The sequence below is a fragment of the Mesorhizobium sp. B2-9-1 genome, from assembly GCF_006439455.1.
Taxonomy (GTDB): domain Bacteria; phylum Pseudomonadota; class Alphaproteobacteria; order Rhizobiales; family Rhizobiaceae; genus Mesorhizobium.
This window is the reverse complement of record NZ_VFTP01000003.1, coordinates 498,268-522,688: the sequence shown is the minus strand read 5'-3', so window position 1 is coordinate 522,688 and position 24,421 is coordinate 498,268. Positions and strand designations below refer to the sequence as shown.

At 63.4% G+C, this 24,421-nt stretch carries 21 protein-coding genes and 1 pseudogene; 9 read left to right on the top strand and 13 right to left on the bottom strand.

Translation table 11 applies throughout. The features are described 5' to 3' along the window. Window positions 1–81 precede the first annotated feature (81 nt). Window positions 82–900: a trans-aconitate 2-methyltransferase gene (tam, locus tag FJW05_RS09715; RefSeq protein ID WP_140630841.1), complete on the bottom strand. Its 819-nt coding sequence runs from the start codon at window positions 898–900 to the stop codon at window positions 82–84. A gap of 22 nt (window positions 901–922) precedes the next feature. Between tam and FJW05_RS09710 the strand changes: the two genes are divergently transcribed. Next, window positions 923–1,690: a DpnI domain-containing protein gene (locus FJW05_RS09710; RefSeq protein WP_140630837.1), complete on the top strand. Its 768-nt coding sequence runs from the start codon at window positions 923–925 to the stop codon at window positions 1,688–1,690. 345 nt (window positions 1,691–2,035) lie between these two features. Here the strand turns inward: FJW05_RS09710 and ettA are convergent, their stop codons facing one another. Both ettA and FJW05_RS09695 read right to left on the bottom strand, forming a co-directional pair. Continuing rightward, window positions 2,036–3,685, bottom strand: coding sequence for an energy-dependent translational throttle protein EttA (ettA, locus tag FJW05_RS09700; protein ID WP_140630832.1), 1,650 nt, complete (start codon window positions 3,683–3,685; stop codon window positions 2,036–2,038). Window positions 3,686–3,886: 201 nt separating this feature from the next. Continuing rightward, window positions 3,887–4,897 (bottom strand): ribonuclease, encoded by a 1,011-nt coding sequence (locus FJW05_RS09695; RefSeq protein ID WP_140630830.1) that lies wholly within the window; start codon window positions 4,895–4,897, stop codon window positions 3,887–3,889. Between the two features lie 226 nt (window positions 4,898–5,123). Between FJW05_RS09695 and FJW05_RS09690 the strand changes: the two genes are divergently transcribed. From FJW05_RS09690 to FJW05_RS09680, 3 genes are all read left to right on the top strand, one after another. Next, window positions 5,124–6,056 (top strand): alpha/beta hydrolase, encoded by a 933-nt coding sequence (locus tag FJW05_RS09690; RefSeq protein WP_140630827.1) that lies wholly within the window; start codon window positions 5,124–5,126, stop codon window positions 6,054–6,056. An 81-nt stretch (window positions 6,057–6,137) separates the two neighbouring features. Beyond that, window positions 6,138–7,313 (top strand): CaiB/BaiF CoA-transferase family protein, encoded by a 1,176-nt coding sequence (locus tag FJW05_RS09685; protein WP_140630825.1) that lies wholly within the window; start codon window positions 6,138–6,140, stop codon window positions 7,311–7,313. After that, window positions 7,310–8,959 carry a thiamine pyrophosphate-binding protein gene (locus tag FJW05_RS09680; protein WP_140630822.1) on the top strand — a complete coding sequence of 550 codons (1,650 nt, stop codon included), beginning with the start codon at window positions 7,310–7,312 and terminating at the stop codon, window positions 8,957–8,959. The genes FJW05_RS09685 and FJW05_RS09680 overlap by 4 nt, the downstream gene beginning before the upstream one ends. A 232-nt stretch (window positions 8,960–9,191) precedes the next feature. Here the strand turns inward: FJW05_RS09680 and FJW05_RS09675 are convergent. The 5 genes and pseudogenes from FJW05_RS09675 to FJW05_RS09650 form a co-directional block, all read right to left on the bottom strand. Beyond that, window positions 9,192–9,628: pseudogene (locus FJW05_RS09675) on the bottom strand (CHRD domain-containing protein). Window positions 9,629–9,792: 164 nt separating this feature from the next. After that, window positions 9,793–10,764: an ABC transporter substrate-binding protein gene (locus FJW05_RS09670; protein WP_140630820.1), complete on the bottom strand. Its 972-nt coding sequence runs from the start codon at window positions 10,762–10,764 to the stop codon at window positions 9,793–9,795. Window positions 10,765–10,803: 39 nt separating this feature from the next. Further along, window positions 10,804–11,958, bottom strand: coding sequence for an ABC transporter permease (locus FJW05_RS09665; protein WP_140630818.1), 1,155 nt, complete (start codon window positions 11,956–11,958; stop codon window positions 10,804–10,806). Further along, window positions 11,955–12,833 carry an ABC transporter permease gene (locus tag FJW05_RS09660; RefSeq protein ID WP_140630815.1) on the bottom strand — a complete coding sequence of 293 codons (879 nt, stop codon included), beginning with the start codon at window positions 12,831–12,833 and terminating at the stop codon, window positions 11,955–11,957. Before FJW05_RS09660 ends, FJW05_RS09665 begins: the two co-directional genes overlap by 4 nt. 456 nt (window positions 12,834–13,289) lie before the next feature. Then, complete coding sequence (locus tag FJW05_RS09650) at window positions 13,290–14,081, bottom strand: ABC transporter ATP-binding protein (RefSeq protein WP_140546677.1); 792 nt, start codon at window positions 14,079–14,081, stop codon at window positions 13,290–13,292. A 113-nt stretch (window positions 14,082–14,194) separates the two neighbouring features. Here FJW05_RS09650 and FJW05_RS09645 point away from each other — a divergent pair, with 113 nt between their 5' ends. Continuing rightward, window positions 14,195–14,605: a cupin domain-containing protein gene (locus tag FJW05_RS09645; RefSeq protein WP_181164891.1), complete on the top strand. Its 411-nt coding sequence runs from the start codon at window positions 14,195–14,197 to the stop codon at window positions 14,603–14,605. Window positions 14,606–15,048: 443 nt separating this feature from the next. On the opposite strand, the gene FJW05_RS09640 is transcribed toward FJW05_RS09645, so the two are convergent. The 3 genes from FJW05_RS09640 to FJW05_RS09630 all read right to left on the bottom strand — a co-directional run bounded on the left by FJW05_RS09640 (window position 15,049) and on the right by FJW05_RS09630 (window position 18,294). Then, on the bottom strand, window positions 15,049–15,423 hold the full coding sequence (locus tag FJW05_RS09640) for a hypothetical protein (RefSeq protein ID WP_140630810.1): 375 nt from the start codon (window positions 15,421–15,423) through the stop codon (window positions 15,049–15,051). Between the two features lie 2 nt (window positions 15,424–15,425). Then, window positions 15,426–16,877 (bottom strand): dihydropyrimidinase, encoded by a 1,452-nt coding sequence (gene hydA, locus FJW05_RS09635; RefSeq protein ID WP_140630807.1) that lies wholly within the window; start codon window positions 16,875–16,877, stop codon window positions 15,426–15,428. Window positions 16,878–17,043: 166 nt separating this feature from the next. Beyond that, a complete protein-coding gene (locus FJW05_RS09630; protein WP_140630804.1) occupies window positions 17,044–18,294 on the bottom strand; it encodes a Zn-dependent hydrolase in 1,251 nt (416 codons plus the stop codon). A gap of 120 nt (window positions 18,295–18,414) precedes the next feature. Between FJW05_RS09630 and FJW05_RS09625 the strand changes: the two genes are divergently transcribed. Continuing rightward, window positions 18,415–19,053: a TetR/AcrR family transcriptional regulator gene (locus tag FJW05_RS09625; protein ID WP_095768951.1), complete on the top strand. Its 639-nt coding sequence runs from the start codon at window positions 18,415–18,417 to the stop codon at window positions 19,051–19,053. A 292-nt stretch (window positions 19,054–19,345) separates the two neighbouring features. Here the strand turns inward: FJW05_RS09625 and FJW05_RS09620 are convergent, their stop codons facing one another. Next, window positions 19,346–20,674, bottom strand: coding sequence for an aspartate aminotransferase family protein (locus tag FJW05_RS09620; protein ID WP_140546683.1), 1,329 nt, complete (start codon window positions 20,672–20,674; stop codon window positions 19,346–19,348). 239 nt (window positions 20,675–20,913) lie between these two features. Between FJW05_RS09620 and FJW05_RS09615 the strand changes: the two genes are divergently transcribed. After that, window positions 20,914–21,543: a TetR family transcriptional regulator C-terminal domain-containing protein gene (locus FJW05_RS09615; RefSeq protein WP_135872613.1), complete on the top strand. Its 630-nt coding sequence runs from the start codon at window positions 20,914–20,916 to the stop codon at window positions 21,541–21,543. Window positions 21,544–21,835: 292 nt separating this feature from the next. Here the strand turns inward: FJW05_RS09615 and FJW05_RS09610 are convergent, their stop codons facing one another. Beyond that, a complete protein-coding gene (locus tag FJW05_RS09610; protein WP_140630802.1) occupies window positions 21,836–22,708 on the bottom strand; it encodes a helix-turn-helix transcriptional regulator in 873 nt (290 codons plus the stop codon). Between the two features lie 103 nt (window positions 22,709–22,811). Here FJW05_RS09610 and FJW05_RS09605 point away from each other — a divergent pair, with 103 nt between their 5' ends. Both FJW05_RS09605 and FJW05_RS09600 read left to right on the top strand, forming a co-directional pair. Next, the gene (locus FJW05_RS09605; RefSeq protein ID WP_140630799.1) at window positions 22,812–23,657 is read left to right on the top strand and encodes an SDR family oxidoreductase; all 846 of its coding nucleotides are present in this window, start codon (window positions 22,812–22,814) and stop codon (window positions 23,655–23,657) included. Further along, window positions 23,654–24,376, top strand: coding sequence for an SDR family oxidoreductase (locus FJW05_RS09600; protein ID WP_140546686.1), 723 nt, complete (start codon window positions 23,654–23,656; stop codon window positions 24,374–24,376). The genes FJW05_RS09605 and FJW05_RS09600 overlap by 4 nt, the downstream gene beginning before the upstream one ends. Window positions 24,377–24,421 lie beyond the last annotated feature (45 nt).

The following is a 24,421-nucleotide window of genomic DNA, read 5'->3' as shown; positions in this document are numbered from 1 at the left end:
CGAGGCGCTACACTTGTCGCATTTGCCCGGTTTATTCCAGCTTAATTCGACAACCACCGCTGGCATTCAAGTGGTGGATGCTCAAGCGCGCTTGGCCACGATGAAGATGCGCGGGAAGCGCAGCAGCACCTTGCTGTTCGCCGTCTTTGGATAGGCCTTGGCGATCTTGGCGGTGTAGCTGTCGAGGAACAGCTTCTTCTCATCCGCGTCGAGCGGATCGAGGAAAGGCTTCAGCCCGGTCGCCTTGACCCATTCGACGATCGCCTCGGCATCGGCCAGCGGATGGTTGTAGATGGTGTGCCAGATGTCGAGCCGGTCGGCGAGCGGCGACAACAAATCATAGTAGAAGGACACCGGCGGCAGCGGCCCGCGCGCCGCACTCCTGAGCTTGGCCGCAAACGGCACTTCCGCTGCGGTTTCGCGCATCAGCTGGTGCGAAGCCTCGCCGAGATTGTCGGGCATCTGGATGGCCAGGGCGCCGCCGGGCGCAAGCAGTCCCATCAGCCGCTGGAACACCACCGGATGCTCCGGCAGCCATTGGAAGACGGCGTTGGCGAAGATGACGTCGATGGGATGCTCGGGCTGCCATTCGGCGGCATCCGCCAGCTCGAAATTGACATCGGGCAGCCGCGCCCGCGCCTTCTCGATCATGTCCGGCGAAGTGTCGAAGCCGCTGACCTGAGCATCCGGCCAGCGCTCGACCAGAAGCTCGGTCGAATTGCCGGGACCGCAGCCGATATCGACGACGCGACGCGGAAAATCGACCGGCACCTGCGCCACCAGGTCGCGCGCGGGCCGCGTGCGCTCATCCTCGAACTTCAGATATTGGGCGGCGGACCAGTCAGCTTTGGAGTTAAACTCATTAGTGACTCGTATCGTATGCTCCACCACCGAATTCATCAGCCAGCCGACGAGAGAGAACGTGGAGTTCGGATTTAGGGAAACCCAAGCGTCTTACAACAGCGGGTCGCAAAATGCACGCGTATGGACCGAGGAATGGGCAGCCCAATGGCTTTACTGCCCCAACTGCGGGACCGGTCAGCTAACGCGATTCACCGCAAATCTTCCCGTTGCTGATCTCTTCTGTGACAGCTGCTCAGATCAATATGAGCTGAAGAGCAAGAAGGGGGAGTTCGGTGCGAAGATAACTAACGGAGCGTATGGAAAGAAGATCGAACGTCTGACATCCAATACAAACCCGAATTTCATCCTGCTTAAGTACAATCTCGATCGCAGGATGGTCCTGTCCGTGTGTATGATTCCCAAGCATTTTTTCTCGCCAGATATTGTTGAAGCGCGTCCTCCGTTAGGACCTCACGCTCGCAGGGCTGGCTGGATTGGGTCGAACATCGTCATCTCGCATATTCCGGATGCGGGCAGAATCTATTTGATCCGAGACGGGGTCGTGACCCCGAAGGAACTAGTTGTCTCGGCGTGGCAGCGGACCCGATTTCTGCGTGACGCGGACTCCAACGCGCGGGGCTGGTTGCTCGACATGATGAGGTGCCTTGATCAGCTCGGCCGCGGCGAGTTCGATATTGGCGACGCCTACTCTTTCGAAACATTCCTTTCTCAGAAATACCCGAACAACAGGAATGTTAGGCCGAAGATTCGTCAGCAGCTGCAGTATCTAAGAGATCGCGGATACCTTGAATTCATCGGTCGAGGACGGTACCGTTTGACTGTCTAAAATCTCTTTTTTGGGGTTCAAATGGCATGGTATCTCAATAGCTATCACTGCTATCGCTGCGATCAATACTGGATCGAGCAATGGTCTTGCGGTTGCGATAGCGAATGCCCCTACTGTGAGGCTCGCAACGTCACCGCATTGGATAGTCAAGACCTAAGCGTACTGGTTGTGGAAGAAGACCACCGCTTTGTAGTGCTGGCCTCCCCACCGACAGCCGAGCATAGACCCGATTATAAGCGTGTGGGCGCGTTTGAAACGCCCACATTCGCTGAAGCATTTGCTGACGAAGTTCGACTTCGAAACTCGGCTTGAGCTACGCTACAGGTAAGCCGCCGAGATGACCTCCTACCGCGTCAGCCGCTTGTGCGTCATGCGGTGCGGGGCCGCCGCTTCGGCGCCCAGGCGGCGCAGCTTGTCCTTCTCATATTCCTCGAAATTGCCTTCGAACCATTCGACATGCGCGTCGCCCTCGAAGGCAAGCATGTGGGTCGCCATGCGGTCGAGGAACATGCGATCGTGGCTGATGATCACGGCGCAGCCGGCATAGGCTTCCAGCGCGTCTTCCAGCGCGCTCAGCGTTTCGGTGTCGAGGTCGTTGGTCGGTTCGTCGAGCAGAAGCACGTTGCCGCCGCCCTTCAGCATCTTGGCCAGGTGGACGCGGTTGCGCTGGCCGCCCGACAGGTTGCCGACCTTCTGCTGCTGGTCGCCGCCGCGGAAGTTGAACGACGAGCAATAGGCACGGCTGTTGACCTCATGCTTGCCGAGCTTGATGACTTCGGCGCCGCCGGAGATCTCTTCCCACACGGTCTTGTTCGGCTCGAGCGCGTCGCGGCTCTGGTCGACATAGCCGAGCCGCACCGTCTCGCCCTTGCGGATCGAGCCGGCGTCCGGCGTTTCCTGGCCGGTGATCATCTTGAACAGCGTCGTCTTGCCGGCGCCGTTCGGGCCGATGACGCCGACGATGCCGCCCGGCGGCAGCTTGAACGACAGGTTCTCGATCAGCAGCTCGTCGCCGAAACCCTTGTTGAGGCCTTCGATCTCGATGACGAGATTGCCGAGGCGCTCACTCGACGGGATGACGATCTGCGTGTCGGTCGGCTTGCGGTTCTGCGATTGCTCGACAAGTTCCTCATAGGCCTTGATACGCGCCTTGGACTTGGTCTGACGCGCCTTGGGCGAGGACTGGATCCACTCGCGCTCGCGCCAGATCGACTTCTGGCGGGCGTCGTCCTCGCGGCCTTCCTGGATCAGGCGCTTGGCCTTGGCGTCGAGATATTTGGTGTAGTTGCCCTCGTAGGGAATGCCGCGGCCGCGATCGAGCTCGAGGATCCAGCCGGTCACGTTGTCGAGGAAGTAGCGGTCGTGGGTGATGATCAGCACCGAGCCCGGATAGTCGCGCAGATGCTTTTCCAGCCACGCCGTGGTCTCGGCGTCGAGATGGTTGGTCGGTTCGTCGAGCAACAGCAGATCCGGCTGGCGCAACAGAAGCTGGCAAAGCGCGACGCGGCGGCGCTCGCCGCCTGAAAGGTTCGTCACCTCGGAATCCCCCGGCGGGCACTGCAGCGCGTCCATCGCCATCTCGACCTGCTGCTCGAGGTCCCACAGGTTCAGGCGATCCATCTCGTCCTGGAGCTTGGCCGACTCGTCCGCCGTCTCGTCGGAATAGTTCATCATCAGCTCGTTGTAGCGCTCGATGATGGCCGTCTTCCTGGCGACGCCTTCCATGACGTTTTCCATCACGGTCTTGTTTGGATCGAGTTGCGGCTCCTGAGGGAGATAGCCCACGGTTGCACCCTCGGCCAGCCACGCTTCGCCCTGGAACTCCTTGTCGAGCCCGGCCATGATGCGCAGGATCGTCGACTTGCCCGAGCCGTTGGGGCCGAGAATGCCGATCTTGGCGTCCGGATAGAAGGACAGGTGAACGTTATCGAGCACCTTCTTGGTGCCATAGGCCTTCGACAGGCCGGACATGTGATAGATGAACTGGCGAGCCACGCGCGCTTTCCCTGGATGGAGTGTCAAGGTGAATGGGGGTTGCGCGCTATGTAGGCGATGAAGCGCCGAACGGCAATCGCTTTCGGCACGCGACGGCCAATCCGCGCGCATTCGCCGGTTTGCGCTGCCGATTCCGCCCCCCGGATCAGCCTGACAGAAGATCGGCCTAACGGAAGAACGGCCCGGCCAAGGAACTCCCGCCTACTGAAAACCGATCGCGTCGACCGTGCCCTTCGGGCAGCCGGCCTTGGCCGTCGGCGCGGACGCCATCAGGAGATCGCCGAGCTTGCTGTCCGGGCCAATCGGGCCGGACAATCCGAGCGTGATCTCGCCGATCATACGCCGGCCGCTCGACGGGTCGACCAGACAGGAAACGCGCACGCGATCCCCGGCGCCGGGACCGAAAGCCTGGTTGAAGGCGCCGCGGATCGCATCCGATGTCAGCTGCTTGCCGATGTTCTTGTTGAACAGATCGCGCACCGCCGAGGCGTTCACCGCCCGCATCAGGTTCAGCGCGTCGGAGAAATAGTCCTGCTGGTTCTTGCCATAGCAGGTGCCGTGCTTGATCCATTCATGGCGCTCGAGCCTCGACGCCGTGCCGGGCATCACCTGGTCGAGCTCGGCACGCGTCTTTGCGTCGAGATCGACCGGCGGCAGGTCTCCCCAATGCGCCGGATTGTCATTGGCCTTGTCGTTCGCCGAGACCTGGCAATAGAAATTGCCGTTCGGCTGCGGCCACAGCCCATGCAACGTGAAGTGCGAGGCATCGAACTCGCTCGGGCTCTGTGCCTTGCATTCGGGCTTGCCCGCCTTGGTCTCGCAGAATGCCGGCTGCCAGCTCAGCGCAAAGACATATTCGGGTTTTCCGGAGGCTGAAGGCGACGGTTTGGCCTGGCCGGCAGGCGTCGGAGTCGTCTGCGCGCTGCCGCCGTTGACATGGCCGCAGCCGATCTTCACCCAGCGCCGCTCCGGGTCGGCGCCCGGCACCTGGATGAGATAATGGGTGGGCTCGTCCTTGTTGCCGGCAAGAAGCTCATAGCTCTTGCCCGTCTCGGTCGAGACATTGCCGGGGTTCTTGCCGTTCTTGATGGCCTGCGTCGCCGGGCAGGCGCTGTCGGCAACGAAAGTGCCGCTCATCTTCACGTCGGCATGCGCCACCCCGGCACCGGCCAGAGCCAGCACCATCGAACCCCACAATGCCCAAACCCGCATCCCGCTCTCCCGGCGATCATTGAACTGTATTGGATATGTCACACTAGAACAGCCGACGTGTCAGAATTGCGATCTTTTTCACCGCGCGAAAAAAACAATCCCCAAATGAGCGCTTCCGTCGGCGTGTGCGCAAGGGCCCTGAGCGCCGGCGTGGCATGATGGCAAGCGCGCTCATCCTCTTGACGCCGGCAAACGCCTCGCCCAACAGTCGCCGAGGGAGCGAGACATGCCATTCGACAGAAAGACTAGGCTGGCCTCACCGACCGGGGCCGACCTCAACCTCTATGTGGAAGAAGCCGCCGGAAATCCGCGCGCCGTGGTCCAGATCAATCACGGCCTGGCCGAGCATGCGGCTCGTTACGCGCGCTTTGCCGATTTCCTGAGCGAGCGCGGCTTCCACGTTTACGCACATGACCATCGCGGCCATGGCGCAACGAAGGCGCCCGACGCGCCGCTCGGCAAATTCGCCGATAGCGACGGCATCGCCAAGGTGATGGCCGATGTCGGAGCGGTTCACGACCTGATCGCGACCGAGCATCCCGGATTGCCGGTGATCGCCTTTGGGCATTCGCTCGGCGCCTCGGTTGCGCTGAACTTTGTCCTGCGCCATTCCGGGCGCGTCCATGCCGCCGCGATCTGGAACGGCAATTTCGCGCAAGGCCGGCTCGGCCAGTTGGCGCTGGGCATACTCGGCTGGGAGCGGATGCGACTGGGTTCCGATGTGCCGTCGCGCCTTCTGCCCAAGCTGACCTTCCAGGCCTGGGGCAAGGCAGTGCCCGACCACCGGACCTTGTTCGACTGGCTGTCGCGCGATCCGGCCGAGGTCGAAAAATACATCGCCGATCCGCTCTGCGGCTGGGATGCGTCGGTCTCGATGTGGCGCGACGTGGTCGACATGGCGCAACATGCCGGCAAGGATTCGAGCTTCGCGAATGTGCGCCGCGACCTTCCTTTCAACCTCATCGGCGGCGAGAAGGACCCCGCGTCGGACTACGGCAAGGCTGTCCATCACTTGGCAAGGCGCATGCAGGCAATGGGCTTTTCGAATCTGGTTTCAAAGGTTTATCCGGAAACCCGCCATGAAAGCCTGAACGAGATCAATCGCGATGCCGTCATGAATGATTTCGTCGCTTGGGCGGACAGCGTGCTGAAATCCTGATCCGGCGTGGCCCACTGCAAGGACCGTGACAGGTGCGGCGGCTGTTGATAGAGGCTGCGTTTCGTTAGAACACGGTGATCCATGGCCGAACCTCCGCTGAAAGGCATCCGCGTTATCGAACTTGCTCGCATTCTGGCCGGCCCCTGGGCCGGGCAATTGCTGGCCGATCTCGGCGCCGATGTCATCAAGGTCGAGAGCCCGGATGGCGGCGACGATACCCGCAAATGGGGTCCGCCCTTCGTCATGAGCCATGACGGCGAGAACCTGTCGGCCGCCTATTACCACTCCTGCAATCGCGGCAAGCGTTCCATCGCCGTCGATTTCTCCAAGCCCGACGGTGCCGAGACGCTGCGCAAGCTGGTCGCCACCGCCGACGTGCTGATCGAGAACTTCAAGCTCGGCGGTCTGAAGAAATACGGCCTCGACTACGAGAGCCTCAAGGCGATCAATTCGCGCCTCGTCTATTGCTCGATCACCGGCTTTGGCCAGGACGGCCCCTATGCGCCGCGCGCCGGCTACGATTTCATCATCCAGGCCATGGCCGGCATGATGTCGATCACCGGCGAGCCCGGCCGCGAGCCACAGAAGGCCGGCGTCGCCATCTCGGATCTCTTTACCGGCCTCTATTCGGTGATCGCCATCCAGGCGGCACTGCGCCATGCCGAAAAGACCGGCGAAGGCCAGCATATCGACATGGCGCTCTACGACAGCCAGATCTCGGCGCTCGGCAACCAGAACCTCAACTATCTCGTCTCCGGCAAGTCGCCGGTGCAGATGGGCAATGCGCATATGAACATCGCCCCGTACGAGGTGCTGCCGGTCAGGGACGGCCACATCATCGTGGCGGTCGGAAATGACGGCCAGTTCGGCAAGTTCTGCGCGGCGGTCGGGCTGGCCGATCTGCCCGCCAATCCGGATTTCGCCACCAACCCCGCCCGCGTCGCCAACCGCTCAAAACTGCGCGAGACGATTATCGAGGCGCTGAGCACCTGGGATCGCGATCCGCTGTTGGCGAAGCTCGAGGCGGCAGGCGTGCCGGCAAGCCCGATCAACACCATTGGCCAGATGTTCGACGACCCACAGACCATCGCGCGCGGCATGCGGCTCGATCTTGACGACGGCCACGGCAATCGCCTGCCTTCGGTGCGCGCGCCGATGGTGATGTCGGGCACGCCGCTCGTCTATGAGCGCCCCTCGCCGCGCCTTGGCGAGCACACGCAAGAAATCCTTGCCGAACTGGAGAGAGCAGCAAAATGAAAACCGGCGGACAACTGATCGTCGAGGCGCTCGAAGCGAACGGCACCGACCGCATCTTCTGCGTCCCGGGCGAATCCTATCTCGCGGTGCTCGACGCGCTGCATGACTCTTCGATCCGCACCATCGTCTGCCGCCAGGAAGGCGGTGCTGCGATGATGGCCGATTGCCAGGGTCGGCTGACCGGCAAGCCCGGCATCTGCTTCGTCACCCGCGGCCCCGGCGCCACCAACGCTTCGGCCGGCGTCCATATCGCCATGCAGGATTCGGTGCCGATGATCCTCTTCATCGGCCAGGTCGCCAGCCACGCCAAGGAGCGCGAGGCCTTCCAGGAGGTCGACTACAAGCGCTTCTTCGGCGACATCGCCAAATGGGTGGTCGAGATCGACGACGCTGCGCGCATTCCGGAATTCGTCACCCGCGCCTTCGCCGTCGCGACCTCCGGCCGCCCCGGCCCGGTGGTCATCTCGCTGCCGGAAGACATGCTGACCAGCGAGGTCGAGGCTCCGGAAGCGCTGCCGCACACGCCGGTCGAGACGCGCCCGGGCGAAGCCGAGCTCGACGCGCTGGAGATGTTGCTCGCCAACGCCAGGCGGCCGTTCGTCATCCTCGGCGGCACGCGCTGGAACGAGGAAGCGGTGGCGCATATGCGCCAGATCGCCGAGACCTGGTCGCTGCCGGTCGGCTGCTCCTTCCGGCGGCAGATGCTGTTCGACCATCTGCATCCGAATTATGCCGGCGATGTCGGCATCGGCATCAATCCGAAGCTGGCGGAGCGGATCAAGCAGGCCGACGTGGTGCTTTTGATCGGCGGCCGCCTGGGCGAGATGCCGTCTTCCGACTACACGCTGCTGAAGAGCCCCTACCCCGATCAGGCGCTGGTGCATGTTCATGCCGATGCCGGCGAGCTCGGTCGCGTCTACCGGCCGACGCTGGCCATCAATGCTTCGCCCGCCGCCTTCGTCGAGACCTTCGCCAAGCGCAAGCCAATGGCCAAGCCCGCCTGGGCGGGCGAGGCGGAAAAGGCGCACGCCGCCTATCTCGAATGGTCGACGCCGCCCCAGACCGGCCCGGGCGCCGTCCAGATGGGCCCGATCATGGACTATCTCGGAAAGGTCCTGCCGGAGAATGCCATCCTCACCAACGGCGCCGGCAACTACGCCACCTGGGTGCATCGCTTCTACCGCTCGCGCCGCTTCGGCACACAGGCGGCGCCCACCTCCGGCTCGATGGGCTACGGCACGCCGGCCGCGGTCGCCGCCAAGTCGCTGTTCCCGGATCGCACCGTGGTTGCTTTCGCCGGCGACGGCTGCTTCCTGATGAACGGCCAGGAGTTCGCGACGGCTGTCCAGTATGACCTGCCGATCGTCGTGATCGTCGTCAACAATGGCATTTACGGCACGATCCGCATGCATCAGGAGCGGGAATATCCAAGCCGCGTCGTCGCCACAACCCTCAAGAACCCGGACTTCGCGGCGCTGGCCCGCGCCTATGGCGGCCATGGCGAGACGGTGGAAAAAACCGCCGACTTCGCGCCGGCCTTCGAACGCGCGCGCGCCAGCGGCAAGCCGGCCATCGTCGAAATCAAGCTCGATCCCGAAGCGATTACCCCGACCCGCACGCTGACGCAGATCCGCGACAAGAGCTGAGCGCCGGTGAAGGGATAGGCCGAGTTCCTTCGCGCCCCCCTCTGGCCTGCCGGCCATCTCCCCCACGAGGGGGGAGATTACCAGTTCCATCGCCTCGCCATTCCTGCAACGCTGGTGATTGGCGAAAGCCGGCGTGACTATCTGATCTACCCCCTTGTGGGGGAGATGTCCGGCAGGACAGAGGGGGGCGCTGTCCCGCCGGCTTCCAAAGTGACCGCAACCCTTCCGAACCCTACATCGCCTTCTCGATCTGGCCGCGGATTTCACCGTCCTTGTTCTTGGCGGTGTGGATGTTGACGTAATACTTGCCTGCCTCGAGGTCGGCCGCCTGCGCGTCGGTCAATGTCTCCGATCCCTTGATCGGGCTCTTCAGCTTCTTGAACGGGATGACCGGGTCCGCATTCGCCCCATGTCCGCCGGACCGTGGATGTGGCCGGCCACGGCAGGCCCGCTGAGGCCGGAATATTTGACGTTCCAGCTGAGTTTCTTGCTTGTGGTGTCGAAGGTGAGTGTGGCGGTTCCCTTGCCCTTGGTGGTGACGGGCGGGCTCTGCTGACTGCCGTCGAGCGTCGCCTTGTACTTCACCATCTCGGCCATGGCCGGCGATGCAAGAAGGAAGGCGGTCGAAACGGCCAAGGCCGAAAGCATCGGCAGGGATAGGATGCGCATGAAGAACCTCCGTTGATTGCAGCATCCTTCGCGGCTCCCCGGCGCGCGGATGCACCAATCAACGGCTGGACGGCCGGATGTATCCCTGTGCGCACAATTATTTTACCTCAACCAGCAAAAAGGGGCGGTCGCCCGCCCCTTTCCACCCGCGCTGAGAGCGGAGCTTACTTGATCGCCTTGTCGGTGATCGCGGTCGTGTAGGCGCCGCTGGCTTCCTTGCTGATGATCTTCTGGTCGAGCAGCGCCTTGGCGGTGCGCTCATAAGCGGCCGGGATCAGCTTGCCGTCGGCATTGTCGACCAGCTTGGCCACTTCCTTCATCATGAACTTCTGGTGGTTCTCGTCCTGGCCGCCGGCGTCCACGACGATCCCGGCCGCCTCGTCGGTGTTCTCCGTGGCGTATTTCCAGCCCTTCATCGAGGCGCGCACGAAGCGCACCATCTTGTCCTCGAAGGCCGGGTCCTTGAGCTTGTCCTCGAGCGTGTAGAGCCCGTCCTCCAGAAGGTCGTTGCCCATGGCGGAATAATTGAACACGACCAGGTCTTCCGGCTTGTAGCCGGCGTCCAGCACCTGACCATATTCGTTATAGGTCATCACCGAGATGCAGTCGGCCTGCTTCTGGATCAGCGGCTGCACGTCAAAACTCTGCTTGAGCACGGTCACGCCGTCCGGGCCGCCATCGGTCTTGAGGCCGATCTTGTTCATCCAGGCGTAGAACGGATATTCGTTGCCGAAGAACCAGACGCCGAGCGTATGGCCCTTGAAGTCGGCTTCCGTCTTGATCGGTCCGTCCTTGGGGCAGACCAGTTCCATGCCCGCCTTCTTGAACGGCTGGGCGATGTTGACGAGCCCCACGCCCTTGTCGCGGGCCGCGAGCGCTCCGCCCATCCAGTCGACGATGACGTCGGCACCGCCGCCGGCGATCACCTGCTCGGGCGCGATGTCCGGGCCGCCCGGCTTGATGTCGACGTCGAGGCCTTCGGCGTCATAGAAACCTTTGGCCTTGGCGACATAGTAGCCGGCAAACTGGGCCTGCGTGACCCATTTCAATTGCAATGTCACCTTGTCGGCGGCCATCGCCTGGAAGGCGGCCAGCGACATGGCGCCGGCCAGAGCAGAAATCAGCAGTCTTTTCATGTTTTTACCCTCTGAAGTTAGCACCCAAACCCACCGCCCCTATCCACCTCGGACAGAGGGATGCCAAAACGTGACGGCTCTCTCGATGAGAGCGACCACGCCATAAAAGACCGAACCCGCCAGTGCTGCAACTGCGATTTCGGCCCACACCATGTCGATGTTCATCCGCCCGACTTCCGTCGAGATGCGAAATCCCATGCCGACCACCGGCGTTCCGAAGAACTCCGCGACGATGGCGCCGATCAGCGCCAGCGTCGAGTTGATCTTCAGCGCGTTGAAGATGAACGGCATGGCCGCCGGCAGCCTTAGCTTGAGCAAGGTCGGCCAATAGGCCGATGCATAAGTGCGCATCAGGTCGCGCTCCATATGCCCGGATGCGGCAAGCCCCGCGACCGTGTTCACCAGCATCGGGAAGAAGGTCATGATGATGACGACCGCGGCCTTGGACGGCCAGTCGAAGCCGAACCACATGACCATGATGGGCGCCACGCCGATGATCGGCAGCGCCGAAACCATATTGCCGATCGGCAGCAGGCCGCGCCGCAGGAACGGCACGCGGTCGGCCAGGATAGCGACGGCGAAGCCGGCGAGATTGCCGACGACATAGCCGATCAGCACCGCCTTGAAGATCGTCTGCCGCACATCCGACCCCAGGATCGGCAGCGAGTTGGCGAAGCGCGCGCCGATGACGCTGGGCGGCGGCAAAAGAATGAAGGGGATCCCGGCGCCGCGCGTCACCGCCTCCCAGATGATCAGGATCCAGGCGCCGAAGATCGCCGGGATGATCAGACGCAGCGCGTTCCTTGCGACGCTCTCGTTTAGACGCAGCGACGAGAGCAAGGCAACGCAGCGCCAGGCAAGCAGCCAGGCAGCGGCAAGCAGCAGGAAATATGGCGCCAGCGCCGTGCCTTCGAAACCGGCTATGCCCTTGATCAAGAGCCAGGCTGCGGCATGTGCGCCGACGAAGAGCGCGATGGCCTCAACGACCGGCGTCAGCCTTAAGGTCGAGACCAGTGCCGCAATGAGCACCAGCCCGATGATCAGCCCCTTCGCGCCCATATAGGGATAGGCCAGCGTTGCGGCCGGCTCCGCCAGCGCGGCTGCCTCCGGCTTCGTCATTGCGCCAAGCGCAAAAACGATGAGACAAAGCAGGATTGCCAGCACTGCTTGCCAGGATGGCTTCAACCAGTTCATGCCGGCCTCCCGCCCATCGCGCGGTCGACCAGGCGTCCGGCGATACCCACTACCATCACCAGCAGCGCCGCGACCACGGAACCAGCGACCAGCGCCGACCAGATATCGATGGTCTGGCTGTAATAGGCACCCGCCAGCAGCTTCGCGCCGATGCCGGCGACCGCGCCTGTCGGCAATTCGCCGACGATGGCGCCGACGAGGCTTGCCGCCACCGCAACCTTCATCGAGGTGAACAGGAACGGCACCGAGGCTGGCACCCTCAGCTTCCAGAAGGTCTGCGAGGCGCTGGCATTGTAGGTATGCATCAGGTCGAGATGCATGAGCTCGGGCGAGCGCAGGCCCTTCACCATGCCGACGGCGACCGGGAAGAACGACAGATAGGTCGAGATCAGCGCCTTGGGAATCAGGCCGGTGATGCCGATCGCCGCCAGCACCACGATGATCATCGGCGCGACCGCGAGGATCGGAATGGTCTGCGAAGCAATGATCCACGGCATCAAGCTGCGGTCGAGCGTCGCCACATGCACGATACCCACCGCGATAAGGATGCCGAGAGCGGTGCCGAAGGCGAAGCCGAGCAGCGTCGAGGACAGCGTCACCCAGGCGTTGTAGACCAGGCTGCGGTTCGAGGTGACGGACCGCAGGAAGGTATTTTCGAAGAAATTCACCGCCACCTGGTGCGGTGCCGGCAGCGTCGGCTTCGGCTGCGCCAGCGTCTTGCCGATGAAGTCGACGATACCCGGCGTCTCATTGGCACGGCGGTCGAGATCGCGCTGGAACGGCGCGTTGAGGATGACGGCGAAGACGTACCAGAGCACGACCACGCCGGCGAGGATGCTGGTGACGGGGACGATCTTGGAGCGGAAGGTGTCCATCAGCGCGGCTCTCCTCCTCTCCCCATCGGGGAGAGGGCGGCCGGAGCGAAGCGAAGGCCGGGCACGTTCGACTGGAGTGCTGCGGCGCTGGTATTTTTCGTCATCCTAGGGCGGAGCAAGGAGCAAAGCGACGCGGCGCAGACCCTAGGATCCATTCCGTTACTTCTGAGCTCCGCAACGTTCCAGAATACAGCTCCCTGCGCCGCGCTCTGCTCGTCCGGTATTCTGAGCGGCTTACGCCCTTCGACCAGCGTCACGGAATGGATCCTAGGGTCTGCGCTCCGCTTCGCGTCGCTACGCCCTAGGATGACGAAATCGCGATGGCCGGCTTCCTTAACACGCGGGGTGGCGCGCCTGCTCCGCCCTAGGATGACGAAGGCGCGAGTAGACGCCCCCTCACCCGGCCGCTGCGCGGCCACCCTCTCCCCGGTGGGGAGAGGAGGAGGCCCGTCCGCCTCAATCATCATAGCTGTGCCCTGCCCTCAGCCCATCCCGCACGCGCGCGGCGATCGCCAAAAACTCCGGCGTCTCGCGGATGTCGAGCGGCCGCTCCCTCGGCAGCGTCGATTCGATGATGTCGGTGACGCGGCCGGGCCGCGGCGACATCACCACGATGCGCGTCGACAGGTACACCGCTTCGGGAATCGAATGAGTGACGAAGCATATCGTCTTGTCGGTCCGCTTCCACAACTCCAAAAGCTGCTCGTTCAGATGGTCGCGCACGATCTCGTCCAGCGCGCCGAACGGCTCGTCCATCAAAAGCAGGTCCGCATCGAAGGCTAAAGCGCGTGCGATCGACGCGCGCTGCTGCATGCCGCCGGAAAGTTGCCAGGGGTATTTCTTCTCGAAGCCGGAAAGGTTGACCAACTCCATCGTGCGCTTGATGCGCTCGGCCTGCTCGGCCTGGCTGAGGCCGATGATTTCCAGCGGCAGCGCCACGTTGCGCTCGATCGTGCGCCACGGGAACAAGGCCGCCGCCTGGAAGACATAGCCATAGGCGCGTTTCTCGCGCGCCTGCTCCGGCGTCATGCCGTTGACGGAGATCGCCCCGGCGGTCGCCTTCTCCAGATCGGCGATGACGCGCAGCAAGGTGGTCTTGCCGCAGCCGGACGGGCCGATGAAGGAGACGAATTCGCCCTTGCCGATGGTCAGATCGACATTGGACAGCGCCTGCACCGGACCGTCATTGGTCTGGAAGGTGAGGCCGAGCTTGCTTGCCGAGACGACGGCTGGCGGCTGTTCGGTCATTGGCTGCAGCCTGCCTTTCGCAGCCGCTGCCGCGCTGTCCGCAATCCGGTTGATTTTATGATAGCGTTGCTTTCCACTCGTCCTGTCCCACCCGATCGACGCCGCCCGGAGCCTTGCCGATGTCGCTTAAACCCACCTGTCGTCTCGTTCGCCCCGAAAGCACCTATCAGGGCAAGCAGGGGCTGAGCTATTTCGCCGGCATCGCCGCCGAAACCGTCGGCTCCTCCGGCATCTGCATGCATCTTCTCACCATGCCGCCCGGCGCGCGCGCCAAGGCGCACATGCATGAAAGCCACGAGACGGCCATCTACGTGCTCTCCGGCGAAGTCCACACCTGGTACGGCGACAGGCTCGAGCACCACATCGTCGTCAAGGCCGGCGACCTGTTCTACATTCCGGCGGGCGTGCCGCATCTGCCCGCCAATCTGAGCGGCGCCCCCTCCTCCGCGGTCATCGCCCGCACCGATCCCAACGAGCAGGAAAGCGTCGTCCTGCTGCCGGAACTGGATGGCCTCGTCGCCTGAGATCAGCATAGGACTGGCAATTCGCGCAACCGCCTCAGGTTTGCGCTGCCCCTCATCGCCCTGCCGGGCACTTCTCCCGGTATGGTGACCAGGACAATCGCATATGGGGTTTATCGGCGAAGGCCAACACAAGGCCGTCATCCTCGGGCTTGTCCCGAGGATCCGCCGTCGCACGCGGCTATAGCGCGACCGGTTCAGGGGCCGGTAGATCCTCGGGACAAGCCCGAGGATGACGCCAAGACATGCCGGGTCGTCCGAACTCCCAAAGCAATATGCGATTGCCCTGGCATAGTGACGGGGAGAAGGACGCCGCCTCGAAAGATTTCGCCAATCCCCAACGTTGCCGGAGGGATCGTCGAGGCGGCATTCATACCCCTCCCCCCCGTCACTATACGGGGAGAAGGTGCCGGCAGGCGGATGAGGGGCAGCGCCGACCTCGGCGATCATCGGCATCGCGCGACTTCGCCCATCACATTGCCGTCCTCGTCGACCACGACCAGCTTCTTCGCATCCTTCGCGCTGCGCTTGATGGTGAACTTGGTCGGCTGTCCCTCTTCGCCTTCAGCCTCGCATTTTTCCGTCACCACCAGCGATCCATCGGCCTGCGCTTGGTGGTTGCTGAAGGTGCAGGCGCTGGCCGCCGTGATCAGTTCCTTGTCGGTTAGAAGCAGCATCTTGTCGGCGGCCACTTGCTGGCCGTTCCGGTTGATGCAGCCATATTTGTCGCCATAGGGCTTGCTGAGGTCTATGCCGGCGGCGAGCGCCTGGCCGGCGGCAAGCATCGCGGCCGCCGCGATCGCAAGATGAAGAACCCGCATGGTCAGACCCCGGTTGCCGGAATGCCCGTACGCTCGACCTTGCGCGGCGCTGAAATCTCCTTCCAGGTCGACAGCGCCCGGTTGACCGCAGCGTTCGGCTCGCGGGCGACGAACTCGCCATGGCCGGCCTTGGCTTTGACGTCCGCCTCCTCGATCGACAGCTCGCCGCGCGAGAAGACGAAGCGCGGCAGGCCGGTCACCTCGACGCCTTCGAAGACGTTGTAGTCAATCACCGACTGCTGGTTCTTGGCCGAGATCGTCTTCTTGCGCTTCGGATCCCACACGACGATGTCGGCGTCGGCGCCTTCGACGATCGCGCCCTTCTTCGGATACATGTTGAGGATCTTGGCGGTGTTGGTCGAGGTCACCGCGACGAACTCGTTCATCGTCAGACGCCCGGTGTTGACGCCTCTCGTCCACAGCACCGGCAAGCGGTCCTCGAGCCCGCCGGTGCCGTTCGGGATCTTGGTGAAGTCGCCGACGCCGTTGCGCTTTTGGCTGGTGGTGAAGGAGCAGTGATCGGTCGCCACGACCTGCAGCGAGCCGGCCTGCAGGCCGGCCCACAGCGAATCCTGGTGCCACTTGCTGCGGAAAGGCGGGCTCATCACCCGGCGCGCCGCATGGTCCCAGTCCTTGTTGAAATATTCGGTCTCGTCGAGCGTCAGGTGCTGGATCAGCGGCTCGCCGAACACCCGCATGCCCTTCTGGCGGGCGCGGCGGATCGCCTCGTGGCTCTGCTCGCAGGAGACATGCACGACATAGAGCGGCACGCCGGCCATGTCGGCGATCATGATCGCGCGATTGGTGGCTTCCCCCTCCACTTCCGGCGGCCGCGAATAGGCATGGCCTTCCGGGCCGTTGTTGCCGGCGGCTAAAAGCTTTTGCGACAGTGCCGCAACCACGTCGCCATTCTCGGCATGGACCAGCGGCAGCGCGCCGAGATCGGCGCAGCGCTGAAACGACGAATACATCTCGTCGTCATCCACCATCAGCGCGCCCTTATAGGCCATGAAATGCTTGAACGAGGTGATGCCCCGGTCGACGACTTGAGCCATCTCGTCGAACACCTGCTTGCCCCACCAGGTGATCGCCATGTGGAAGGAATAGTCGCAGGACGCCTTCGAGGTCTTGTTGTCCCACATCTGCAGCGCTTCCAGCAGCGATTGCTGCGGCGCCGGCAGGCAGAAATCGACCACCATCGTCGTGCCGCCGGAGAGCGCCGCGCGCGTGCCGGATTCGAAATCGTCGGCCGAATAAGTGCCCATGAAGGGCATTTCGAGATGGGTGTGCGGATCGATGCCACCCGGCATGACATAGCAGCCCGTGGCGTCGAACTCATGGTCGCCGTGCAGATTGGAGCCGATGGCGACGATCTTGCCGTGCTGCATAAGCACGTCGGCCTTCCAGGTGCGGTCGGCGGTCACGATGGTGCCGTTCCGGATGACTTTGGTCATTCTCTGTTCCCCTGTTCTTTCGCGCTTCTTTGCGAGCGGCGTTGCGAGGTGACTGGTCTAGAGCAATTTCAGGAAAAGTGTGAAGCGGTTTTCCGTCCGAAATTGCGTTAAAACAAAGAGATAGAGCATCTCACCGTTTCCGTGAAATGGTGAGATGCTCTATCGGTCATTCAACGATTCCAGCCGTCTCGACCACCGCATGGAACAGCACATCGGCGCCCGCCGCCGCCCATTCCTTGGTAATCTCCTCGGCCTCGTTGTGGCTGAGCCCGTCGACGCAGGGGCACATCACCATCGCGGTCGGCGCGACGCGGTTGATCCAGCAGGCATCGTGGCCGGCGCCGGAGACGATATTGCGATGGGAATAACCCAAGCGGTCTGCCGCATCCCGCACAGCCTTGACGCAATTCTTGTCGAAGGTGACCGGGTCGAAATGTCCGACCTGCTCGATCTCGTATTTGATGTCGAGCGCGTCGCAGATCGTGTCGATGCCTTCGCGTATGCGGCCGTCCATGGCGTCGAGCACTTCCTTCTCGGGCGAGCGGATGTCGATCGTGAAGACCGTGCGGCCGGCGATGATGTTGCGCGAGTTTGGATAGGCCTGCATGTGGCCGACCGCGCCGACGGCGTCCGGCTGGTAGTCCATGGCGATCTCGTGCACCAATTCGATCACGCGCGCCATGCCGAGCCCGGCATTGCGGCGCTTCGGCATCGGCGTCGAGCCGGTGTGCGCTTCCTTGCCGGTCAGCGTCACCTGCAGCCATTTCAGGCCCTGGCCGTGGGTCACGACGCCGATATCGATACCCTCGTCCTCGAGGATCGGCCCTTGCTCGATATGCAGTTCGAAGAAGGCATGGATCTTGCGGTCGCCGACCTTCTCGGCGCCCTTCCAGCCAATGCGCTCAAGCTCCTCGCCGAACTTTTTGCCGTCCTTGTCGACATGCTGGTAGACATCGGCCTGGTCGAGCACGCCGGCGAACACGCCGGACGCCATCATCGCCGGCGCGAAGCGCGCGCCTTCCTCATTGGTCCAATTGGTGACGACGATCGGATGCCTCGTCTTGATGCCGAGATCGTTGAGCGAGCGCACGACTTCCAAACCGCCCAGCACGCCGAGCACGCCGTCATACTTGCCGCCGGTCGGCTGCGTGTCGAGGTGGCTGCCGACATAGACGGGCGGCAGGCTGGGATCGGTGCCCTCGCGGCGGGCAAACATCGTGCCCATCTCGTCGAGGCTCATTTCGAGCCCCGCGGCCTCGCACCAGCGCTTGAACAGATGGCGGCCCTCGCCGTCCTCGTCGGTAACGGTCTGGCGATTGTTGCCGCCGGCAATGCCGGGGCCGATCTTCGCCATCTCCATGATGGAGTCCCACAAGCGGTCTGAATTAACGCGCAGGTTTTCGCCGGGTGCGGCCATTTGCGTTCCCATTTTCACCGGGGGTCTTGTCGCCCCTTGAGTGGTTTGCATCCTGACCGTATGGTCAGCTTTCAGACTACACAAGCTGACCAAGCGGTCAACGAGAATCTTGGGGGAGACATGAGCGAATCTACCCGTCCCATGCGGCGACAGGACATAAGGCGGGAGAATGAAAAAGCAATTCTGCTCGCTGCCGAGAAGGTGTTCGCGGAAGCCGGGTTCGGCGGCGCCACGATGCAGCTGATCGCCGATCTGGCGGGGCTGCCGAAGGCAAATCTCCACTATTATTTCGCCACCAAGGAAGAGCTCTACCGGTCCGTCGTCCAGAACATCTTCGAGATCTGGCTGCAGGCGGCCAATTGCTTCGACGCCGCGCGCGGCCCGGTTGACGGCATCAGCGCCTATATCGACGCCAAGATGGAAATATCGCGCCGCCACCCGGACGGGTCGAAGGTCTGGGCCTCGGAGGTGATGCACGGCGCGCCGGTGCTTCAGGACTATATGGAATCGACGCTGCGCGAATGGACCGACGGCCGCGTCGAGATCATCAGGCGCTGGATCGAGGAGGGCAAGATGGACCCGGTCGACCCGCGTCATCTGCTTTACATGCTCTGGGCCACGACCCAGCATTACGCCGATTTCGGCCACCAAATCGAGACGCTGAACGGCGGCAAGTCGCTCTCGGACCGGCAATGGCGGGAAGCCAAGGAAAACATCAAGCGGGTGATTCTGACCGGCATCGGCGCGCAGCCGGCCTGAATCTCACCGAATGTCGGCGCTGCGGCGTCGACCTCAGCCAGCGGCTTCGCGGACACCCTCCCTTCCACGCGATAGGGCAATCGCATACGAGGCTTATCGGCGAAGGCCAACACGAGGCCGTCATCCTCGGGCTTGACCCGAGGATCCGCCGTCGCACGCGGATATAGCGCGACAAGATCAGGGGCCGGTAGATCCTCGGGACAAGCCCGAGGATGACGCCCAGACATGTCCGAACTGCCAAAGCTATATGCGATTGCCCTGCCCTCCACGGCAGAGTGCCCGCTCCGGCTTGTCAGTCGATCGACCTCAGCACCTCACGCACATGGTCGATCAGTTCGTTGATCTGGCCCTTGGTGATGATCAGCGGCGGCGACAGCGCGATGATGTCGCCGGTGGTGCGGATCAGCGCGCCGCGTTCGAACGCTTTGACGAAGGCCGAGAACGCCCGCTTGGTCGGGCTACCGGCGATCGGCGCCAGCTCGATCGCACCGATCAGGCCGATGTTGCGGATGTCGATGACATGCGGCTCACCCTTCAGCGAATGCAGCGCGTCTTCCCAGTAAGGCGCCAGCTCCTCGCCGCGGGTCAGCAGGCCCTCTTCCTTGTAGGTATCGAGCGTGCCGAGCGCCGCGGCGCAGGCGATCGGATTGCCCGAATAGGTGTAGCCGTGGAAGAACTCGATCATGTGCTCAGGGCCGGTCATGAAGGCGTCGTGGATCTCCTTCTTGACGAACACCGCGCCCATCGGAATGACGCCGTTGGAGACGCCCTTGGCCGTCGTCATGATGTCCGGCGTGACCCCGAAATAGTCTGCCGCGAACGGCGCGCCGAGGCGGCCGAATCCGGTGATCACTTCATCGAAAATCAACAATATGCCGTGCTTCGTGCAGATTTCCCGAAGTTTCTGCAGATAGCCCTTCGGCGGCAGGATGACGCCGGTGGAGCCGGCGACCGGCTCGACGATGACGGCAGCGATGGTCGAGGCGTCATGCAAGGTGACGAGACGCTCCAGCTCATTGGCGAGCTCGGCGCCATGCTCCGGCACGCCCTTCGAGAAGGCGTTCTTCTCCGGCAGATGCGTGTGCGGCAGATGGTCGACGCCGCCGAGCAGCGTGCCGAACATCTTGCGGTTGGAGACGATGCCGCCGACCGAGATGCCGCCGAAATTGACGCCGTGATAGCCGCGCTCGCGGCCGATCAGGCGGGTGCGCGAGCCCTCGCCGCGAACGCGGTGATAGGCGATCGCCATCTTCAGCGCGGTGTCCACCGATTCCGATCCGGAATTGGTGAAGAAGACATGGTCCATGCCCTTGGGCGCGATATCGACCAGGCGGTTCGCCAGCTCGAATACGATCGGATGGCCCATCTGGAAAGCCGGCGCGTAGTCGAGCTCGGCAGCCTGGTTCTGGATCGCCTCGGTGATCTTCGGCCGGCAGTGGCCGGCGTTCACGCACCACAGGCCCGCGGTGCCGTCGAGCACCTTGCGGCCGTCGCTGGTGGTGTAATGCATGTCCTTGGCGGACACGAACATGCGCGGCGCCTGCTTGAACTGGCGGTTTGCCGTGAACGGCATCCAGAATGCGCTGAGATCGTTCGGCGTGACTTTCAGCCGGTTGGACATGACCAGGACTTCCCCTTGTAAGCGTGTTTCGGTACGGCCAACGCTTGGTCTTCGCTGCGTTTTCGTGCTACGCAAATTTTTGACCGGTTGGACAAACGTTAGCACCGCCTGTCGGCGGTCAAGGGATTACTAGCGGAAATGCGGCATAAAAAGCGCGCTCCACAGCCCAAGGAAAAACTGGTCCAGACAATTGGTCCAGAGAGCCCGCGCGAAGACGGCCGGCAAGCATGACGGCGGCGATGGAAGGCTCCGCTCCCCGCCGCACCCGCATCCAGCAGGAAAAGCGCGAGCTGATCCTCGAAGCCGCGCTCGAGGTCTTCTCCACCAACGGTTTTCGCGGCTCGACCATCGACCAGATCGCCGAAGCCGCCGGCATGTCGAAGCCCAACCTTCTCTATTACTTCCGCCGCAAGGAAGACATTCACGAGACGTTGATGCAGCGCCTGCTCGACACCTGGCTGGCGCCGCTGCGCGAGCTGGACGACATCGGCGACCCGCTGACGGAGCTCAGAAGCTACATCCGCAGGAAGCTCGAAATGGCGCGCGATTTTCCGCGCGAAAGCCGGCTGTTCGCCAATGAAATCCTGCAGGGCGCGCCGCGCATCAAGCCGATGCTGGAGGGCGAGCTGAAGACGCTGGTCGACGAGAAGGCCGCCGTCATCAAGGGCTGGATGCGCGCCGGCAAGATCGCCCGCACCGATCCCTGGCACCTGATCTTCTCGATCTGGGCGACGACGCAGCACTATGCCGATTTCGACGTCCAGGTGCGCGCCGTGCTCGGCGCCGACCGCGGCGGCGACGGCCGCTTCGAGGACGCAGCGCGGTTCCTGGAGCAGCTGTTCCTGGATGGGCTGAAGCCGAAGGGTTAGCGTCGACGAGATGGCTTAGCAGGTGGTCCCCGTGTGTGGGGCCAACTTTTGCTGACCTTGGAGATTGGCCGAGGCGCCCATCATTTCGTCATCCAAGGGCGGAGCAAGGAGCGAAGCGACGCGGCGCAGACCCGAGGATCCATTCCGTGACCTCGGAGCGCAGCTACGGTGCAGAATTCTGCATCACTGCATCCCACGGCGGAGGTAACGGAATGGATCCTCGGGTCTGCGCGTCCGCTTCGCTCCCTGCTCCGCCCGTGGATGACGAAGAAGAGGGATGCCGCCAGCAACCTCACGCGCTGCGCCGCTCTATCGGAAGCCCCTCCAGCAGCTTCTTGAGCTTCACCACCGAGTTCTGCTCCGCCAGCGGCGTGTAGACGATCAATCGCATGTCCGAACCGTCATCGATCGACAGGCTCATATGCTCGAACGTCATCGCGCCGGCGATCGGATGCCGCAGATGCTTCAGGCCGGAGAGCCGATGCACCACATCGCGCTGCGGCCACCATTCGCGGAACTCGGGGCTTGAGCGCATCATCAACTCGATCAGCCGTTCGAAATCCGGATCGCCGGTGTATTTCGCGCTCTCGGCGCGGAAGGCGGCAAGGGTCGCGCGCGCCAGCTGTTCCCAATCCACCAGCAGATGCCGCCGGTGCGGATCGGTGAAGACGCCGTGGATGATGTTGCGGGCGTCGCCCTCCAGCAGGCCGTAATCGCCGAAAATGGCGACCGCCGCGTCGTTCCATGCCAGCACGTCCCAGCGCGGGCCGACGACATAGGCGGGCTGCAGGACCAGGCTCTGCAGCATGTGCAGCAAGGGTCCATCGACCTTGCCCTGCACGATGCGCCGCCGCTCCGGCTGCTGGCGGCCGGCGAGCGTGAACAGATGCCGCTGCTCGGCGGCGTCGAGCCGCAACGCCTGGCAGAGCGCCGACAGCACCTCGACCGAAGGCCGCACATCCCTGCCCTGCTCCAGCCAGGTGTACCAAGTGGTGCCGACGCCGGCGATCATCGCCACTTCCTCGCGCCGCAGGCCCGGCGTGCGCCGCCGCGCGCCGCAGGCGATGCCGGCGGTATCCGGCGAAAGCCGCTCGCGACGGGAACGCAGGAAGGCGCCGAGCTCGCGCCGGCGGTGATCTTCGGGAGAATGGATGACGGCGTCCATGCACCTATTATAGCAGTACCGATACCAGGATAAAGTTTGAACTGTTTGCGCCCCGCGCGATGTCCCATCTTTGCGTTCAGAGCAGCGCAAGGAGGCTCCGGACATGGAACTCAACGAAAAAACAATTCTCGTCACCGGCTCGACCGACGGCGTCGGCCGCGTGGTCGCCGAGCGGCTCGGCGCCGCCGGCGCCCGCGTGCTGGTGCATGGCCGCGATGAAGGCCGTGGCAAAGCCACCGTCGCCGCCATCGAAGCAAAGGGTGGCAAGGCCGAATTTCTCATCGCCGATCTTTCGTCGCTTGCCGAGGTGCGTCGCCTCGCCGAAGCGGTGCGCGCCAGGACCGATCGGCTCAACGTCCTGATCAACAATGCCGGCGTCGGCACCGGCGGCCAGGCCGCCAGCCGGCAGGTCAGCGCCGACGGCTACGAGTTGCGCTTCGCCGTCAACTATCTCGCCGGCTTTCTGCTGACGTCGGAGCTCTTGCCGCTCATCAAGGCAAGCGCGCCGGCGCGCATCGTCAATGTCGCCTCGGCCGGCCAGCAGGCGATCGACTTCGACGACGTCATGCTGACAAATGGCTATAGCGGCGTGCGCGCCTACTGCCAGAGCAAGTTGGCGCAGATCCTGTTCACCGTCGACCTGGCGGAACAACTCGACGGCACCGGCGTCACGGTCAACGCCTTGCATCCGGCAAGCTATATGGACACCACCATGGTCCGGCAGGCGGGCGTCACGCCATGGAGCTCGGTCGAGACCGGCGCCGACGCCATTCTCAACCTGGCAACGTCGCCGGCGCTCGAAGGCCGCAGCGGCCGCTACTTCGACGGCCAGCGTGAATCGCGCGCCGACCCGCAAGCCTATGACGAGAAAGCCCGCCGCCGGCTGCGCGCGCTTAGCCTCGAATTGATCGGACAATCTTCCGCAACATCCAGGGAAAAGCACTCATGAGCGAGACCACCGAACACTGCGTCATAATCGGCGGCTCGTCCGGCATCGGCCTTGCCACGGCCAAGAAGCTGGTCAGCCCTGCGATGAAAGTCACGATCACCGGCCGCAGCGAGGAGAAGCTGAAGAGCGCCTGGAAAAGCCTCGACGGCACCGTCGACAAGGCAGCGTTCGACGCCACCAAACCGGACGAGGTCCGGAATTTCTTCGAGCGCCTCGGGCCATTCGATCATCTGGTTCTCGCCGCGAGCGGCGGCAAGGGACTGGGACCGTTCGCGACGCTCGACCTCGCCGATATCGGCAGCGGCGTCGATGAAAAGATCCGGCCGCAACTCTCCTGCCTGCAGGCGGCCCTGCCGACCTTGAACAAAGCCGGCTCGGTGACTTTCATCTCAGCCGTGTCGGCGCAGATTGCCGCGCCCGGCGTCGCCGGCATCGGCGCCATCAACGGCATGCTGCTTACCGTCGCGCCGATCCTCGCCGTCGAGCTGAAGCCTTTGCGTGTCAACGTCGTGGCGCCCGGTGTCATCGACACCCCCTGGTGGGACTTTTTGCCGGACGATCAGCGGCAGGCGGTGTTCGCCGAATATGCCGGCAAGACGCCGGTCGGCCGTATCGGCCGCGCCGAGGACGTCGCCGAAGCTATCGCCTTCCTGGTCTCGAACAGCTTCATGACCGGCCAGGTGCTGACCTGCGACGGCGGTCTGCGCTACGCGGCGTGAACAATAGGGCGCGCGGATCTCTCATCCGCGCGCTAGGCCGTCCGA